This is a genomic window from Xanthomonas euvesicatoria (assembly GCF_013112235.1).
GTDB lineage: Bacteria > Pseudomonadota > Gammaproteobacteria > Xanthomonadales > Xanthomonadaceae > Xanthomonas > Xanthomonas euvesicatoria.
The window spans coordinates 4,169,496-4,186,836 of record NZ_JABFFS010000001.1; the positions used below are offsets into that span (position 1 = coordinate 4,169,496).

At 66.1% G+C, this 17,341-nt stretch carries 15 protein-coding genes; 7 read left to right on the forward strand and 8 right to left on the reverse strand.

What is annotated here, in order from left to right:
- Nucleotides 1–267 precede the first annotated feature (267 nt).
- From HLH45_RS17945 to prmB, 4 genes are all read right to left on the reverse strand, one after another.
- Complete coding sequence (locus HLH45_RS17945) at nucleotides 268–1,293, reverse strand: aspartate-semialdehyde dehydrogenase (protein ID WP_008577526.1); 1,026 nt, start codon at nucleotides 1,291–1,293, stop codon at nucleotides 268–270.
- Between the two features lie 83 nt (nucleotides 1,294–1,376).
- Nucleotides 1,377–2,450 carry a 2-hydroxyacid dehydrogenase gene (locus HLH45_RS17950; RefSeq protein WP_008577524.1) on the reverse strand — a complete coding sequence of 358 codons (1,074 nt, stop codon included), beginning with the start codon at nucleotides 2,448–2,450 and terminating at the stop codon, nucleotides 1,377–1,379.
- The gene (aroC, locus tag HLH45_RS17955) at nucleotides 2,443–3,546 is read right to left on the reverse strand and encodes a chorismate synthase (protein ID WP_008577522.1); all 1,104 of its coding nucleotides are present in this window, start codon (nucleotides 3,544–3,546) and stop codon (nucleotides 2,443–2,445) included. The genes HLH45_RS17950 and aroC overlap by 8 nt, the downstream gene beginning before the upstream one ends.
- A gap of 10 nt (nucleotides 3,547–3,556) precedes the next feature.
- On the reverse strand, nucleotides 3,557–4,483 hold the full coding sequence (gene prmB / locus HLH45_RS17960) for a 50S ribosomal protein L3 N(5)-glutamine methyltransferase (RefSeq protein WP_008577520.1): 927 nt from the start codon (nucleotides 4,481–4,483) through the stop codon (nucleotides 3,557–3,559).
- An 80-nt stretch (nucleotides 4,484–4,563) separates the two neighbouring features.
- Between prmB and HLH45_RS17965 the strand changes: the two genes are divergently transcribed.
- The gene (locus HLH45_RS17965; protein WP_008577518.1) at nucleotides 4,564–5,214 is read left to right on the forward strand and encodes an SCO family protein; all 651 of its coding nucleotides are present in this window, start codon (nucleotides 4,564–4,566) and stop codon (nucleotides 5,212–5,214) included.
- The gene (asd, locus tag HLH45_RS17970; RefSeq protein WP_008577516.1) at nucleotides 5,211–6,053 is read left to right on the forward strand and encodes an archaetidylserine decarboxylase; all 843 of its coding nucleotides are present in this window, start codon (nucleotides 5,211–5,213) and stop codon (nucleotides 6,051–6,053) included. The genes HLH45_RS17965 and asd overlap by 4 nt, the downstream gene beginning before the upstream one ends.
- A 411-nt stretch (nucleotides 6,054–6,464) precedes the next feature.
- On the opposite strand, the gene HLH45_RS17975 is transcribed toward asd, so the two are convergent.
- Nucleotides 6,465–8,048, reverse strand: coding sequence for a transglycosylase SLT domain-containing protein (locus tag HLH45_RS17975; RefSeq protein WP_011347957.1), 1,584 nt, complete (start codon nucleotides 8,046–8,048; stop codon nucleotides 6,465–6,467).
- A gap of 292 nt (nucleotides 8,049–8,340) precedes the next feature.
- Between HLH45_RS17975 and HLH45_RS17980 the strand changes: the two genes are divergently transcribed.
- Nucleotides 8,341–9,846, forward strand: coding sequence for a helicase HerA-like domain-containing protein (locus HLH45_RS17980; protein ID WP_008577512.1), 1,506 nt, complete (start codon nucleotides 8,341–8,343; stop codon nucleotides 9,844–9,846).
- Between the two features lie 50 nt (nucleotides 9,847–9,896).
- Here HLH45_RS17980 and nudK read toward each other — a convergent pair whose 3' ends face one another.
- Nucleotides 9,897–10,517, reverse strand: coding sequence for a GDP-mannose pyrophosphatase NudK (gene nudK / locus HLH45_RS17985; RefSeq protein ID WP_014090544.1), 621 nt, complete (start codon nucleotides 10,515–10,517; stop codon nucleotides 9,897–9,899).
- A 352-nt stretch (nucleotides 10,518–10,869) separates the two neighbouring features.
- Here nudK and HLH45_RS17990 point away from each other — a divergent pair, with 352 nt between their 5' ends.
- Nucleotides 10,870–12,144, forward strand: a complete 1,275-nt coding sequence (locus tag HLH45_RS17990) for a DUF4013 domain-containing protein (RefSeq protein WP_008577509.1) — start codon at nucleotides 10,870–10,872, stop codon at nucleotides 12,142–12,144.
- A gap of 137 nt (nucleotides 12,145–12,281) precedes the next feature.
- Here the strand turns inward: HLH45_RS17990 and HLH45_RS17995 are convergent, their stop codons facing one another.
- The gene (locus tag HLH45_RS17995) at nucleotides 12,282–13,748 is read right to left on the reverse strand and encodes a rhomboid family intramembrane serine protease (RefSeq protein ID WP_008577508.1); all 1,467 of its coding nucleotides are present in this window, start codon (nucleotides 13,746–13,748) and stop codon (nucleotides 12,282–12,284) included.
- 111 nt (nucleotides 13,749–13,859) lie between these two features.
- Between HLH45_RS17995 and greB the strand changes: the two genes are divergently transcribed.
- Nucleotides 13,860–14,366, forward strand: coding sequence for a transcription elongation factor GreB (gene greB / locus HLH45_RS18000; RefSeq protein WP_011347962.1), 507 nt, complete (start codon nucleotides 13,860–13,862; stop codon nucleotides 14,364–14,366).
- 324 nt (nucleotides 14,367–14,690) lie between these two features.
- Here greB and rimO read toward each other — a convergent pair whose 3' ends face one another.
- A complete protein-coding gene (rimO, locus tag HLH45_RS18005; protein WP_008577504.1) occupies nucleotides 14,691–16,067 on the reverse strand; it encodes a 30S ribosomal protein S12 methylthiotransferase RimO in 1,377 nt (458 codons plus the stop codon).
- 180 nt (nucleotides 16,068–16,247) lie between these two features.
- Between rimO and HLH45_RS18010 the strand changes: the two genes are divergently transcribed.
- A complete protein-coding gene (locus HLH45_RS18010; RefSeq protein ID WP_008577502.1) occupies nucleotides 16,248–16,910 on the forward strand; it encodes a dienelactone hydrolase family protein in 663 nt (220 codons plus the stop codon).
- Complete coding sequence (locus HLH45_RS18015) at nucleotides 16,907–17,341, forward strand: HIT domain-containing protein (protein ID WP_008577500.1); 435 nt, start codon at nucleotides 16,907–16,909, stop codon at nucleotides 17,339–17,341. The genes HLH45_RS18010 and HLH45_RS18015 overlap by 4 nt, the downstream gene beginning before the upstream one ends.

Sequence of the window (17,341 nt, forward strand, 5' to 3'; positions counted from 1 at the left end):
CGGTTGAGAATCGAGCCGACGTTCCATGTGTCGGTGCGCACCCTGCCGGAGCGCTTGCGCGCGGTGCGCCTCTCTGGGAAGCATCACCGCGCGCCGGCATGCTCCAGCACGTGCACGGCGGTTGAGAGCGCCAACCGCACGTCGCGAGCCATCCCCATGCAGGCGCGAACGGCGCGCTCAGCATCGCAGTGGCCGGGTGACGCCTGCTGGACCAGGCGCCGGCCGCGCGCACGCATGGCGGCTGCGCGGTCGTCTTTGTCGTGCTGCTTAGCTTTCCTGTGCGACCAGTTCGGCCAGCTGCACGGCGTTGAGCGCAGCGCCCTTGCGGATATTGTCGGAGACGATCCACAAGTTCAGGCCGCGCGGATGCGAAAAGTCTTCACGGATGCGGCCGACGAACACCGCATCCTTGCCGGAAGCATGCGTGACCGGCGTCGGGTAGCCGCCGGGCTTGCGCTCGTCCACCACTTCCACGCCAGGCGACGCTGCCAGCAGCGCGCGCGCCTGCTCCACGGTGATCTTGTCGCGGGTCTCGATCGCCACCGCTTCGGAATGGCCGTAGAACACCGGCACGCGCACCGCGGTGGGGTTCACCTGGATGCTGTCGTCGCCGAGGATCTTGCGGGTCTCCCAGACCAGCTTCATCTCTTCCTTGGTGTAGCCGTTGTCCTGGAAGTCGTCGATGTGCGGGATCAGGTTGAAGGCGATCTGCACCGGGAACCGCTGCGGGTCGATGTCCTGAAAGCTCAACAACTCGCTGGTCTGCTTGCCCAGTTCTTCCATCGCCGAACGCCCGCCGCCGGAGACCGACTGGTAGGTCGCCACGTTGATACGCTCGATGCCGTACTGGCGGTGGATCGGGCCCAGTGCCACCAGCATTTGCATGGTCGAGCAATTGGGATTGGCGATGATGCCGCGCGGGCGCTGCTTGAGCGCTTCCGGGTTGACCTCGGACACCACCAGCGGCACGTCGTCGTCATAGCGGAAGGCCGAGGAGTTATCGATCACCACCGCACCGGCCGCGGCGAACTTGGGGCCGTATTCCTTGGACACGCTGCCGCCGGCGGAGAACAGCGCGATGTCCACGCCGGCGGGGTCGAACTCGGCCAGGTCCAGCACATCGACCTTGCCGCCATTGAACTCCACCTGCCCGCCCGCCGAGCGCGACGACGCCAGCGCGTACAGGGTGGCGACCGGGAAGTTGCGCTCGGCCAGGATGCTCAGCATGGTCTCGCCGACAGCGCCGGTGGCGCCCACGACGGCGACGTTGAAACGACGGTTTTCGTTGCTCATGAGTTTGTCTTTATCGAAAGGGGAAATGAGGAAGCACTGCGCGCTGGGTTCGGGGAACCTCCAACGCTGGCCGCGGAGGTTCCCTATCGTTTGGTCGAAATGCTGCCGGTGACGCCGTTTTTTTTCGCGTCCACGCCGGTGCCGCCACGTTTGGTAGCGGCAACTGCATCGGCGTTGAGGGCGCTCGGCGGGTTGCCGGCATGCGGGCCCTTGCCCAGCGCAGCGATCAGGTTATCCACCGCCAGTTGCACCATCGCGCGGCGCGTGGACAGGCTGGCGCTGCCGATGTGCGGGGTGAGCACCACGTTGTTCAGCGCCAGCAGCTCCGGACGCACATGCGGCTCGCCTTCGTAGACATCCAGGCCGGCACCGGCCAGGCGGCCGTTGGCCAGCGCATCGGCCAATGCCAGCTCATCGACGATGCCACCGCGGGCGATGTTCACCAGCGTGGCGGTGGCGCGCATCTTGCCCAACGCCGCGGCATCGATGATGTGGTGAGAGTCCCTGGTGTACGGCAATACCAGCACCAGGTGATCGGACTGCGCCAGCAACGTCTCGAAATCCACATACCGTGCGCCCAGCGCCTGTTCGGTAGCGGCCGGCAACGGGCTGCGGTTGTGGTACAGCACGCGCATGCCGAAACCGTGCGCACCGCGCCGGGCGATGCCTTGGCCAATGCGTCCCATGCCCAGGATGCCGAGCGTGCTGCCGTGGATATCGGCGCCGAGCATGGTCTTGAACGACCATTGCCCCCACTGCCCGTCGCGCAGCCAGCGCTCGGATTCGGTGATGCGGCGCGCGGTGGCCATCAGCAACGCAAAGCCGAGATCGGCCGTGGTTTCGGTAAGCACGTCCGGCGTGTTGCTGGCCAGGATGCCGGCCGCGCTCAAGGCCTCGATGTCGAGATTGTTGTAGCCCACGCCGACATTGGCGATGGCGCGCAGCTGCGGCGCGGCGGCGATTTCGGCCGCGCCGATGCGCTCGTTGAGGGTGATCAGGGCGCCGTCCAACGGTGCCAGTTGCGCGGCCAGCTCGGCCGGCGAATATGCGCTGACGCGCTGCGTGGTGGTCAGCTCGAAATGCTCGCCCAGCTGCGCGACGACATCGTCGAACAGCGGCTGGCTCACCCACACCCTGGGACGACGTCCGTCAGACATCGACCTGACCGGGAATGCGCGGCGACACCTCGCCCACATCGCCGCACTGGGCACGATGGCGCAACGCCTGGTCCATCAGCACCAGCGCCATCATCGCCTCGGCGATCGGGGTAGCGCGGATGCCCACGCACGGGTCGTGCCGGCCGGTGGTGATGACATCGACCACGCTGCCATCGGCATCCACCGTCGCGCCGGGCAGGCGCAGGCTGGAGGTGGGCTTGAGCACCATCGAGGCGGTGACCGCCTGGCCGGTGGAGATTCCGCCCAGGATGCCGCCGGCATGGTTGCTGAGAAAGCCTTCCGGGGTGATCAGGTCGCGGTGTTCAGTACCCTTCTGCGCTGCGCTGGCGAAGCCGTCGCCGATCTCCACGCCCTTGACTGCATTGATGCTCATCAAGGCCGCGGCGAGTTCGGCATCGAGCTTGCCGTAGATCGGCTCGCCCCAGCCCGCAGGCACGCCGCCGGCCACCACGTCCACGCGCGCACCGACCGAATCGCCGGATTTGCGCAGCGCGTCCATGTAGGTTTCCAGCTCCGGCACCTGCGCCGCATGCGGCCAGAAGAACGGGTTGTCTTCCACCGCATCCCAATCGAAACCAGCGGGACGGATCTGGCCCAGCTGCGACAGGAAACCGCGCACCAGCACGCCATAGCGCTGCTTGAGCCACTTCTTGGCGATCACGCCGGCGGCCACGCGCATGGTGGTTTCGCGCGCCGACGAACGCCCGCCGCCGCGCGGATCGCGAATGCCGTACTTCTGCCAGTAGGTGTAATCGGCATGGCCGGGACGGAACTGCTGGGCGATGTTGCTGTAGTCCTTGCTGCGCTGATCGGTATTGCGGATCAGCAAGCCGATCGGCGTGCCGGTGGTACGGCCTTCGTACACGCCGGACAGGATCTCGATCTCGTCGGCCTCGCGGCGCGCCGAGGTGTGCCGGCTCTTGCCGCTGGCGCGGCGCTGCAGATCGTGGGTGAACTCTTCCGGCGCGAGCTCCAGGCCGGGAGGGCAGCCGTCGACGACGCAACCGATCGCCGGCCCGTGCGACTCGCCGAAGGTGGTGACAGTGAACAGCTTGCCGAACGAATTGGCACTCATGCGCGCAGGCTCATCGCTGCGCGGCCAGCTCGGCGATGCGGGCACCGTGGGCGATCAATTCGCGGCATTCCACCGCGAAGATGCCCATCTGCCCGACCTTGAACTCGACCCAGGCCAGATCCACTTCCGGCAGCAGCTTGACCAGGTGCTGCTCGGACTCGCCCACTTCGCAGATCAGCAAGCCGTCTTCGCTCAGGTGCTGCGGCGCATCGCGCAGGATCTTCAACACCAGGTCCAGGCCATCGTCGCCGGCGCGCAGGCCGAGTTCGGGCTCGTAGGAATACTCCTGCGGCAGCGCGTCGGTTTCCTCGTTGGTGACGTACGGCGGGTTGGTGACGATCAGGTCGTACTGGCGACCGCCCAGACCGTTGAACAGGTCCGACTTGAGCAAGGTGACATTGTCGGCATGCAGGCGCGCCTTGTTTTCTGCGGCCAGCGCCAGCGCATCGTCGCTGATGTCCACGCCGTCCACATCCCACTGCGGGTTGTAGTGGCCCATCGCGATGGCGATGCAGCCCGAACCGGTGCACAGGTCCAGCGCGCGGGTCACTTCGCGCCCGCCCAGCCAGGGCTCGAAGCCGGCTTCGATCAATTCGGCGATCGGCGAACGCGGCACCAGGGCGCGCGCATCGCTCTTGAAACTCAGGCCTGCAAACCAGGCCTCGCCGGTGAGGTAAGCGGCCGGCACGCGCTCGGTGATGCGGCGCTCGAACAGACCAAGCACCTGCTCTTTTTCCGAGCGCAGCAAGCGCGCCTGGCCGTAGGCCGGGCCCAGATCGTGCGGCAGATGCAGGCTGTGCAGGACCAGCTGGGTGGCTTCGTCCAACGCATTGTCGTAGCTGTGGCCGAAGGTCAGACCGGCTGCGTTGAAACGGCTGGTGCCGTAGCGGATCAGGTCGATGATGGTGTGCAGTTCGTCGGCCGCGGCGGCAGTCATGGCAACAACTAAAGAGGAATCGGCCCCCGATTATAGAGGTCGGATCGGTATCATGAGCGTCCGTTGCACTGGAAACCGCCATGTTCAATCGCAATACCGGCATCGTGCTGCTGGTGGCCCTGGCCGCTGGCCTGGGGATGTTGCTGGGCCAGAAGTTCCTTGGCGGCGCGCCCAGTTCGCCATGGCCGCCCACCAAGACCATCACCTTTTATCCGCAGCCGCGCCCGCTGCCGCAATTCAGCCTGCGCCAGTCCGACGGCACCCAGCTGGTGCCCGGCGAACTCAAGGGGCATTGGACGCTGGTGTTTCTGGGCTTCACGTTCTGCCCCGATGTCTGCCCCACCACCTTGACCGATCTGGCAGTGGCGCAACAGCAATGGGAAAGCATTCCCGATGGCCTGCGCCCGCGCGTGCTGTTCGTGTCGGTGGACCCGCAGCGCGATCCGCCCGCGCGCCTGGGCGAGTACGCACATGCCTTCCACAAGGACACCCTGGCCGCCACGGCGGACGTGCCGGCGTTGGAGCGCTTCGCCACCGCGCTGGGCTTCGTGTTCCAGAAGGTCCCGGGCAAAGGCTATGCGCAAAATCCCAACGACTACAGCATGGACCACTCCGCCGGCATTGCCGTGCTCGATCCGCAAGGCCGCCTGGCCGGGCTGATCCGCCCCCCGCTCGATCCGAAGGCGATTGCCGCCGACCTCCAACAGCTGACCAAGGTAACCGCTCCGTGAGTCTTGTCACTTCCCTGACCTACGTGCTGCCGCACCGGTTGCTGTCCTCGCTGGCGCGCGCGCTGGCCTACTCGGATAGACCCGCCACCAAGCAGTGGTTGATCGACACGGTCACACGCAAGTTCGGCGTGGACCTGAGCGAGGCACAGGAGCCGGATCCGCGCGCCTATCCCACCTTCAATGCGTTCTTTACCCGCGCCTTGAAGCCCGGCGCACGCGTGCCGGATGCCGACCCGGCTGCGTTGCTGATGCCCGCCGACGGCCGCATCAGCCAGCTCGGCCCGATCGAGAACGGCCGCATTTTCCAGGCCAAGGGGCAGTCGTTCACTGCTGCAGAATTGCTTGGCGACGAGGCCGCGGCGGCGCCGTTCAACGACGGCCTGTTCGCCACCGTGTATCTGTCGCCCAAGGACTACCACCGCGTGCATATGCCGTGGACCGGCACCCTGCGCGAGACCGTGCACGTGCCAGGGCGGCTGTTCAGCGTGGGCCCGGACGCCGTACGCAACGTGCCGCGCCTGTTCGCGCGCAACGAGCGGCTGGTCTGCCACTTCGACACCGATTTCGGCCCGATGGCCTCGGTGATGGTGGGGGCACTGCTGGTCTCCGGCGTGGAGACGGTCTGGAGCGGCGTGGAGATTCCGCGCTATGGCGACCGCATCACGCGCAAGGACTACCGCGGCAAGGGCATCGTGCTGGAGAAGTTCGCGGAGATGGCCAGGTTCAATTACGGCTCGACCGTCATCGTGTTGCTGCCGCCGGGTGTGGCCACGCTCGATGGCAGACTTGCGGCCGAAGCATCGGTTCGTCTTGGCCAGGCACTCGCGCGTCGTCAGTGAAGTGCAACGCTGCCCTCGTAGGAGCGGACCTGGCCGCGACCAGGCGTTTCCGGTGATACGCCGCCCCTACGCGCACGCCATCCTGCTCAGCCTCGGATGAAGAACATCCGGCATAAAACGGGCTGTTTGGATGGTTTGGTTGCGACCGGGTCCGCTCCCACGGCAACCACCAGGCTTGTCGTGCGCTCGCTGCCAACGTAGCAGCGAACCTGGCCGCGACGAGGCCTTCCCCACAAGGCCTCGCACCCCCGCGCACCGTTTTCCAACCTTCGACTGACGACACGCTGCGCGTGCCGGGGCTACCGGAACGGCTTTGGCACAGCCTGGCCTGCCCCACGCCAGCGGGTTCAGGCCGATGCGCACCGCCGTTTGAAGGGTGCGGACATCAGCAACGCTCCACCAGCGCCCGGTTCAGCGATCGCACCCCGCCAACCTGATGCTCTGCCCCGGCTTGAGCGCATACGACGGCGCTTTCAAGCCGTTGGCCTTGGCCAGCTCCTTGATCTCGCATTGGTACTTCTGCGCGACGCGACCGAGCGTGTCGCCCTTGGCGATGGTGTAGCTGCGCACCTGCTTTGCCTTGGGCTTGGCCACTGCCGGCTGACCGGTGGCGACGGTGGTCGGGACGCCGGCCATCTGGCTGACATCGCCCACCGCCACGCTGGGCACGTACTCGGGCGCGCTGCTGCTACGCACGATCGCGCTGTTGAGATCGGCAGTGATCAGGGTGCGCGCCAGATCCGCACGCGGGCCATTGACGCAGTAACGGGTGTAGAGGTTGACGATGCGGTTGGTGGCATTGATGACCGTGCCGGCCGGAATCCAGCCATCGGATTCGTAACGTGGGTTGAGATTGCGCAACGCACGCATGTAGCCGTCGCGTGTGCCCATGCTGCCTAGGCAGATGGTGAGTTCGTAGATGGTGGTCGACTTGGCCAGCTTGAGCGTGGCCGGCTGCGCATCGAGCTTGGGAAAGTCCACCCCGTATTGACGCGGGTGCAGGAAGATCCACGCCGCCGCGATCACCATTGGCACGTAGTCCTTGGTTTCGGCCGGGAACTGGTTATAGACGTCCTGGTCCCAGAAGCCGCGCCCGCCGCTCTGCGCGAACACGCGCGCGGCACGGCCTTCGCCACCGTTGTAGGCGGCCAGTGCCAGTTCGATGCTGCGGTTGAGTCCGGCCATGCGTTCGTTGAGGTAGGCGGCGCTGGCTTCGGCGGCGCTGCGTGCATCGAAGCGGGTGTCGAAGCCGGTGCCGTCCGGGCCCAGCCCGAAGCGACGTCCGGTGGCGGGCATGAACTGCATCAACCCGGCGGCACCAGCGCGCGAGCTGGCATGCACCTTGCCGTTGGATTCCTTGGCCATGATGCCGAACAGCAGCGCTTCTGGAAGGCCGCGCTTCTGCCATTCCGGCCACATCACGCCGCGCAGGTTGCTGTAGTTCTCGTAGCTGGTCAGCAGCGCCGGGCGCATATCGGTGAGCCAGCGCCGGATACCGGCCTGCACGGCCGGGTTGTACTGCACCATCTTGTCGAATTCGTGGCGCTGGTCGTTGAGCAGCGTGGCGGCACGCGCGGCCTCGGGCACGCCGTTCGACGCCGGACCCAGATGGTCCGGGTCGGCTTGCAGCAGCGTGTCGTCGTCTTCCGGATCTTCGGCGGCCGGCGCCTCGGCATCGGCGCGCGCCTTGAGCAGGCGCTTGTAGGTGGCCAACTGATTGGACACCAGGCAACCACGCTGCTTGATGCAGGCGTCGATGATGTCTTCCATGTCCTCCAGCGCAGCATCGCCTTCGGCAGTGCCCTTGGGGTCGGAGTTGTTCACCAGCACCAGCGCATCGCGATAGCGCTTTTCGGCGGCGGCCATGCGCGCATCGAGCGCGGCGGCCTTCTCCGTGTCGCGTTTGGAGATGGCGTGGGCGGCGGGGACGACAGACATCAGCGCCACCACAGCTAGGACAGGCCATGGGCGCAAACCAAAATGAGCGAGCGGCATCGTAGGCAGTACAGCGGAAAGGCAGGCAGGGTAGCTGCCGGGGCAACATCGGGGCAAGGCAGCGAGGCCACCGGGGTCAGTGGGCCGTTAGCTTGGTGGGCGCGGTCGATGCGTGCAGTACCTGCAAACCGGCGCACCGACGCGAACGATCGAGTGCGTCTGCGGCTGCCGCGCGGCGTGCGTGCGTCGCCCGTTCGACCCAGCCTGCCTGCCAGGATCTGCCGCGTTGCCGGTTGGCATTGCCCGCTGGGATTGCCCGCTAGAATCGGCCCTTTCCTACCGGATCAGCGCAATGGCCTCGTTCCTGCTCGGCAAAGGCGTCACCGACGACATCCCTGTAGTGCTGGAAGGACGCTTCGGCAACCGCCACGGGCTGGTGGCCGGCGCCACCGGGACCGGCAAGACCGTGAGCTTGATGACGCTGGCCGAAGGCTTCTCGCGGCTGGGCGTTCCGGTGTTCCTGGCGGACGTGAAAGGCGATGTCGCCGGCCTGGCCGTGGCTGGCGATGGCGCGCCCGGCGTGCTGCAGCGCGCCAACGATTTGGGCATGACCGACTACGCCCCGGCCGCCAACCCGGTGGTGTTCTGGGACCTGTATGGCCAGATGGGGCACCCGGTACGTACGACGGTCAGCGAGATGGGCCCCACCCTGCTCGCCCGGATTCTGGAACTCAACGACACCCAGTCCGGCGTACTCGACATCGTGTTCAAGCTGGCCGACGACCGCGGCTTGCTGCTGCTGGACCTGGACGACCTGCGCGCGCTGCTCGCGCTGGTGGTCGAAGAGCGCAAGGAGCTCTCCACCAGTTACGGACTGGTGTCCAGCCAATCGGTTGCCGCCATCCAGCGCGCCTTGCTGCGTTTGTCCCAGGACGGCGGCGAACAGTTCTTCGGTGAGCCTGCGCTGGAGCTGGCCGAACTGATGCGCGTCGCGCCGGATGGCCGTGGCGTGATCGGCATCCTGGCTGCCAACCAATTGGTGCTCAAGCCGAAGCTGTATTCCACCTTCCTGCTGTGGCTGCTGTCGGAACTGTTCGAACGCTTGCCCGAAGTGGGCGACCTGGAACAACCCAAACTGGTGTTCGTCTTCGACGAGGCGCACCTGCTGTTCGACGATGCGCCGGCGGCGCTGGTGCAGCGCATCGAGCAGGTGGTGCGCCTGATTCGTTCCAAGGGCGTGGGCGTGTATTTCTGCTCGCAGTTTCCCGACGACATTCCCGACAATATCCTTGGCCAGCTCGGCAACCGCGTGCAGCACGCGTTGCGCGCCTACACGCCGCGCGACCAGAAGGCGGTCAAGACTGCCGCGCAGACCTTCGTCGGCAATCCCAAGCTCGATGTCGCCACCGCCATCTCCAGCCTGGGCACCGGCGAGGCGCTGGTGTCGCCGCTGCAGGGCAAGGGCGTGCCGGCGCCGGTACAGCAGACGTTGATCGCACCGCCGCGCTGCCGCATGGGCGCCATCAGCGAAACCGAACGCGCGCAGGTGCGCGCGGCAAGCCCGGTCGGCACCCGCTACGACACCGCGGTCAACCGCGAATCGGCTGCCGAACTGCTGGCGCGCCGCGTCGAACAGGCCGCCGAACACAACGCAGCCCCACCTGCCCGCACTCGCGAAGATGACGACGCGCACGACAGCGGCTTCGGCCAGGCGGTCAAGGACGCGGTCTTCGGCACCCCCCGCCGCCAGGGCATGCTGGAAGCGATGGCCAAGCAGACCTCGCGCACGGTGGGCAACAAGATCGGGCAGCAGATCGTGCGCGGCATCTTCGGTAGCATTTTTGGCGGGAAGCGATGATCTGCTTGATCGTCGCTGCCACGTCTCGATGGCACCGTCGCCGTGAAGGGCTACCGCGTGTTGGCGTGAACGGACTCCAACACGCCATGCAACTTGGCGTACTGCAACAGCATGATGGTCTTGGCATCGGCGATCTCCCCTGAGCCGATCATCGCCAGCGCTGCATCCAGTGACAGCTCCAGCACTTCGATCTCTTCGCCGTCTTCTTCGAGTCCACCGCCGCCGCTGACCTTGTCGCCGTCGACGTATTCGCCGACGAAAAAGTACAGGCGCTCGGTGACCGAGCCAGGGCTCATGAAGGCCTCGAATACCTTGCGCACGTTGTCGATCCGGTAGCCGGTTTCCTCTTCGGTTTCCTTGCGGATGCAGGTCAGCGCATCGTCCTGGTCGAGCAGGCCGGCACAGGCTTCGATCAACATGCCATCCGGGTTGCCATTGAGCAGCGTCGGCAGGCGGAACTGGCGGGTGAGCATCACCGTCTGCTTGGCGCGGCTGTACAGCAGAATGGTGGCGCCATTGCCACGATCGTAGGCCTCGCGCGACAAGGTCTGCCAGCGGCCGTCCTTGCGCTGGAAATCGAACGTGACCTTGCGCAGCACATACCAATTGTCCGAGAGCACATCGATGCTGCGGATGCGGACCTGCGGGTTGCCGGTGGCAGAGGGAATCAAGCGACACTCCTTGTGGTGCAAGCGAGCAGTGCCACGGTTGCGGCGCGCACGGTCGCTCGTAGGGCCGCGAGAGTGCGGCGGGCCACCATTTTACCTGTCGCTCAGCTGGCACCTCAGGCAGTCACGCACGCACCGCGTCGGCGGTCTGCCGATGCGCTTAGGGTGATGTCTGACACAGCATGCTTCGATGTAGGGCCGGCACTGACGCACGGCCTGGCCAGCAGTCTCCAGACCATGCCCGCAACACGTCGCCGGTCGCTGGCGATCCGGGTTCGCCGGCTTGCCCTCCCCCAATTGCGTGGCGGCGCACGGCCCCGCACAATCCCTTCACATCACACGCCTGGGGAGCGTCATGGAAGACCGTTTTCGCGCACGCAAGGTGGCCGCGCTGGCTGCGCCTGCACCGTTCTGGACCCGCATTCCCGCCATCGCCACCTACCCGCTGCGTGGCTCGGCGCTGTATGCGCTGATCGCATTGACGCTGTGCAGCGCCTTGCTGGTGCTGCCGGGCATCCTGAAACTGGTGATTGCCGGTGTGCTGGGCATGGCGACCTATACCTATGCCTTCGACATTCTGCGCCACACCGCCGATGGCCAGACCGATGCGCCACGCCTGGGCTATAACAGCTTCGACAGCGCGGTACTGCGCCTGATCCTGCTGGCCGTCGCGCTGGGCATCGTGATCGGCGTAGGAGCCGTGATCGCCGGCCCGTTCGGCCTGACCATCGCCTATCTGGGCACCATGCTGCTGCTGCCTGGCATGCTGATCTCGCTGGCCATCGACGGCAGCCTGCGCCGCGCGCTCAACCCCGCCGTCTCCATCGACATGGCGCTACGGATCGGCTGGCCGTATCTGGCCGCCTACGGCCTGCTCTACGTGATCCAGGGCAGCGGCACGGCAGCGGTCTTCTTCGCTACCAAATACCTACCGCCGCTCGTGCGCGAAGCGACGGTCATGGTGACCTCGATCTGGACGCTGTTCGCCAGCTTTCACCTGCTCGGGTATCTGGTGTACCAGTACCACGAGGAGCTGGGCTATGTGCCCAGTGGCGCGGATGCGCACGAACGCAGCGACCCGGACCAGCGCCTGCTCGACGAAGCGGAACAGTACGTGCGCGACGGGCATTCCGACGAAGCCTTTCAGGCCCTGCGCGGTGCGGTGCGCTCGCGCGCGGTGAGCCTGGCGGTGCACGAGCTGTATCAGCGCCTGTTGCGCCAACACCATCGCAACGACGAGCTGCGCGAACACACTCGCCAATACATCAATCGCCTGTTGCAGGAAAAGCAGGAACGGCGTGCACTCGCGCTGCAGCGCGAAGCGCTGGACATCGACCCCACGTTTACGCCGCTGACGCCCGAGCAGGCCAACCTGCTGGCCGAGCGCGCAAGGATGGCCGGGCAGTTCCAACTGGTCACCGATGGCCTGCTGGCCGCCATTGCTGCGTGGCCGCGCGACCCGATGCTGCCTGCCTGGTCGCTGGACGCCGGCGTGCTGCTGGCCGAGCGCTTCGGGCGCGATGATCAGGCGCGCGCCGTATTGCAGAACGCAAAGGATCGCTGCGACGACGAAGCACTGCGCGCGAAGCTGGACGCGGCACTGAAAGCGGTGACGATTCAGCCGGCGTGATCGGCTGAGGAACCGTTCTGCAGGTTCCAGGTAGACAGATTCCCATCAAGCTCCGACCCATGCATGCCAGCCAGCGCGACCGGCCCTTGCCCGCCCGGCGCCGCGCGGTCAAAGAGCATGCGTTGGGCAGAAACCGCTCAACCGTTTTCGAGCAAAAAGCGCGCTTTGTTGGCCTGTCCCTGCTCTGGAAACTGATCCAGCAGCTGGCGCAGCAAGCGCGTGCGCTGCGCACCGTCCTGCAGCTCACCGTGACGCAAGGCAAGCACGAACCATTGTTGGGCCAATTCATCGCGCGGCGTACTCAATTCGCTTTCCTTCAATAGACGCTCGGCATCGGCCAACAGGCCGTTACGCATGCACGCAGCGATCAGCGCCCTGCGCGCCGTCGGGCTGCAGGCAATCCTGGCCTTACTGAGTTCGGCGGCAACTGCCAGCTGGATGCGTGTCTGTTCGGCGCTATGGGTCTGCAGGGCCAGCAGCGTCTCGGCATGGCGCAGGCTGTCCTGGCTGCGCCCTGCATGACGCGCAGCGCGATAGCGCGCAAGCGCAACCTCCAGATTGTGCGGCTGCTCGCTCGCCAACTCCGCCAGCAAATGTTCGGCCTCGGCGTTTTCCATCCGGCCCAGATGGCGCTGCGCACGCTCCCAGCGATCGTCCACCGCAACCGCGTCGCCCTCCTGCATAAATTCTGGCCGAGTTTGCCGCAGCACCACCAGCAAGGCGCCCAGCAACGCACCGCTCACCAGTCCGCCGGCATGCGCCTCGAAGGCGACTGCGCCGTCGTCGCTGGATGCCAGGCTATACAACTCCCAGCCCAGCCACAGCGGCAACAGCAGGATCGCCGGGCCGCGCACGTAATTGAAGACGACGAAAAACCAATAGAAAAAACGCACCCTGCGCCTGCCCCAGACCACGCAGAACGCACCCATCAGCGCGGCGATGGCACCGGAGGCACCCAGACCGCCACCGGGCTCGCCCCAGCGCCACCACAAGCTGGCCAGGCTGGCGCCGAATCCGCCGAGCAGATACAGCACCAGGAACCAGCCACTGCCGATGGCGCCTTCCAGCAAGGTACCCAAGGCAAGCAGGAACAGCATGTTGCCCAGCAAATGATCGAAGCTGCCGTGCAGGAACGTGGCAGTCAGCATGCGCGCTGGCGACCATTCGGAACTGCGCTGCACATGGCGCAGCGTAAATATCCTGGACAGCCGCGTGTCGTAAGGCGCACGCAATGCGCGCCACTCGCGCAGACGCGCGTCGTCGTTGAACAACGTGCCGCTGCGCAGGGCGTGTTCGAAGGCGACATCGTGCATCGTCAGGTGCGCCAGATACGCGATGCGTTGCGGTTTAGGCACGCTGTCCAGCTTTGCCTGGCGTGCCGCGCGCAGCTTGGCGTTGGCGGTCTGCTGCAGGTAGCGCGCATGCGCATCGGCCTCCAGCGCGCCCAAGCCGGAGTGCACGTAGTAGTGCACGGCGCTCTCGACCAGGCTGTCGTCCTTGCGCTGGTAGCCCAGGTAGACCGCCACATTGATCAGCACCAGCAGCAGCGTCACCCAGGGGATGTTCTGTCGCGACCAGGGTTTGTGCAGCGGCATGATCAGCATGACAACATCCGTGTCTTAAGAATGGCGCAAAGCTTCGCTGTGCGGCGGCAGATGCGCAAGCACGTCATGCGCGCTAGCATCGCGGCCCCGCCGTTGGAAACTGCCTGCCCCATGAGCCGCTGGCGCCCGCCTGCCGAGAAAAGCACTGCGCTGATCACGCCCGAAGGCCATGCCCGCCTCAAGGCCGAGCTGGACGACTTGTGGCGCGTGCGGCGGCCCGAAGTGGTCCGTGCCCTTGCGGCGGCCGCCGCCGAAGGCGACCGCTCTGAAAATGCGGAATACACCTATCGCAAGAAGCAGCTCGGTGAAATCGATCGGCGTGTACGCTATCTGAGCAAGCGGCTGGAAGCGCTGCGCGTGGTGGACACCGCACCCACCGACGCGAACGCGGTGTTCTTCGGCGCACAGGTGGAACTGGAAGATGCCGACAGCGGCGAGTTACTGCGCTACCGCATCGTCGGCCCGGACGAAACCGATGCCGGACGCGGCTGGATCAGCATCGATTCGCCGCTGGCGCGCGCACTGCTGAAAAAGCGCGTGGACGACGAATTCGACGCGCACTTGCCGGCCGGCAAGCACACGTTTGTGGTGGTGTCGGTGCAGTACGTGCCGCTGTAAGGGATATACAGCGCGCGAAGCGATTCTGGCGCCGTGTATCGGCAACGGCGGTGATCGAGGCCACAGAGAACCGAACACCCAGTGCCCCAGGACTGCCGCGTGACCTGCTGATACGCTCGCGCCCCGACCACCCTCATGCGGCGATGTCATGCCCACAGGCGATGTTGGTGCGCAGCGCGTCGTGCCGGGGGCGGCTGCGCGTCGCCAGCCTCGTCGCGCTCAGGCACGCTCCTACGGCTTGGCGTGCCCACCGCGGCATGTACGCCGACGGTTCGGCACAGTCGGGAGCGCCGACGCCATCGGCCAGCCGGCATCCTGCTGCGGCTAAACGATCTGCAGGTTCAATGTCCGCCCTGGCTGCTGCACCGCAGGGCCAGACGGCAATGCATCGCCAAACAGATCGTGCTCGTCGCTGTCGGTGATTTCCACATCGACCAGATCGCCCACCTTCAAGCCGAGCTCGCCGCCGTTCTGGATATGCACCAGCCCATCGATTTCCGGCGCATCGGCACGCGAGCGGGCCACCGCGATGTCGTCTTCGATCACATCCACCAGGCACTGCTGCACGCTGCCGATCTTGGATTCCAGGCGCAACGCAGAGATCTGCGCCTGCTTGGCCATGAAGCGCGCCAGGCGCTCGTGTTTCACTTCTTCGGGCACCTGATCCGGCAATGCGTTGGCGCTGGCGCCATCGACCGGCGAATACGCAAACGCACCGACGCGGTCCAGCTGCGCCTGATCCAGGAAGTCCAGCAAGGATTCGAATTCGGCATCGGTTTCGCCGGGGAAACCGACGATGAAAGTCGAGCGCACGGTGATCTCCGGGCACATCGCCTTCCAGCGCTGCACGCGCTCCAGGGTTTTTTCCACCGCGCCCGGGCGCTTCATCAACTTGAGGATGCGCGGGCTGGCGTGCTGGAACGGGATGTCCAGATACGGCAGCAGCTTGCCTTCGGCCATCAGCCCAATCACATCGTCCACGTGCGGATACGGGTACACGTAATGCAGGCGCGTCCACACGCCCAGCTCCGACAACCCCTCGCACAGCGCCTTCATGCGGGTCTGGTACATGCGGTCGCGCCACGGACGCTCGGCGTACTTCAGGTCCACGCCATAGGCCGAGGTGTCCTGCGACACCACCAGCAATTCCTTGACGCCACCGCGCACCAACCGCTCGGCTTCGCGCAGCACCTCATCGACCGGACGCGAGACCAGATCGCCGCGCATCGAAGGAATGATGCAGAAGCTGCACCGGTGATTGCAGCCTTCGGAAATCTTCAAGTAAGCGTAATGGCGCGGGGTCAGCTTGATGCCGTAGTCCGGCACCAGATCCACGAACGGGTCGTGACGCGGCGGCAACGCGGCGTGCACTGCCTCCATGACGCTCTGGTAGTCCTGCGGGCCGGATACTGCCAGCACCTGCGGATACGCCTCACGAATCTGCTCCGGGCGCTTGCCCAGGCAGCCGGTGACGATGACCTTGCCGTTGGCGTTCATCGCTTCGCCGATCGCGTCCAGCGATTCGGTCACCGCCGAATCGATGAAGCCGCAGGTGTTGACCACCACCACATCGGCAGCGTCGTAGCTGGGCACGATGTCGTAGCCCTCCACGCGCAGCTGGGTGAGGATGCGTTCGGAATCGACGAGCGCCTTCGGGCAGCCAAGGCTGACGAAGCCGACTTTAGGGTTCAGCTGGGACATGGAAGCAGGAGCCTGGGAAGCGGAGCGGCCTGGGGCCTGAGCGGGTCAATTATAGCGGCGCGGGGGCGACGCTCTGAACCGCATGCCGCGCAAGCGGGGTCATCTTAGCGGAACCCTCACCTTCGCCCCCGCCGATCCGGTCGATAATGCGCGCCTCCCCGGACTGCAGCAGGAGTTTCCATGGGTCACTGGACCACGCTCGACACCCCCGACGGCCAGGTTGCCGCCTGGCACGCCACACCCGCTTCCAGCCCGCGCGGCGGCCTGGTGGTGATTCAAGAAATCTTCGGCGTCAACGAACATATCCGCGCAGTGGCCGACGACTACGCCGCACGCGGCTATGAAGTGCTGGCACCGGCCTTTTTCGACCTGGAAGAAAAGGACGTGCAGTTGCCATACGACCAGCAGAGCCTGCAGCGGGGCCTGGCGCTGGCCAACGCGGTCGGCCTGGAGCGCGCCGTGGAGGTGATGAAATCTGCCGCCACCCTGCTCACCCGCGCCGGCAAGGTCGGTACGGTGGGCTACTGCTGGGGCGGCTCCGTCGCGCTGCTGTCGGCCATTCGCCTGGGGCTGCCGTCGGTCAGCTACTACGGCGGCCGCAACACCCAGCTGCTGGACGAAACCCCCAAGGCGCCGGTGATGTTCCACTTCGGCGAGCGCGATGCCAGCATTCCGCCCGAGGCGATCCAGGCCCATCGCGAGAAGCTGCCGCAGATGGAAACCTTCGTTTACCCGGCCGGGCACGCCTTCAACCGCAGCATCGACCCCACCCACTACGACGCCGACAGTGCCGAGCGCGCACTGGAGCGCACCCTGGGCTTCTTCGCGGCGCACCTGGGATGAGCGACACCGCACCGGACAGGCCTGCGGGCGACTTCCAGCTCGACCCGCGCCTGGCGGCCGATAGTGTGTTCGTGGCCGACGGGCCGCTGTCGCAGGTGCGGCTGATGGACGACACCCGCTTCCCGTGGCTGGTGCTGGTGCCACGGGTGGCCGATGTCAGTGAATGGATCGATCTGGATGGCGGCCAGCAGCGTTTGTTGCTGGCCGAAATCAACCAGCTCTCGCAGTTGCTGCGCGCCGAACCCGGGGTGGGCAAGCTCAATATCGGCGCGCTGGGCAACATCGTGCGGCAGCTGCATGTGCATCTGGTCGGCCGCCACCCCGGCGATGCCGCCTGGCCCGGGCCCGTCTGGGGCAGCGGCAGTGCGCAGCGCTTTGCGGCCGAGGCGTTGCAGCAGCATGTCGCGGCGTGGGCGCAACGGCTACGATAG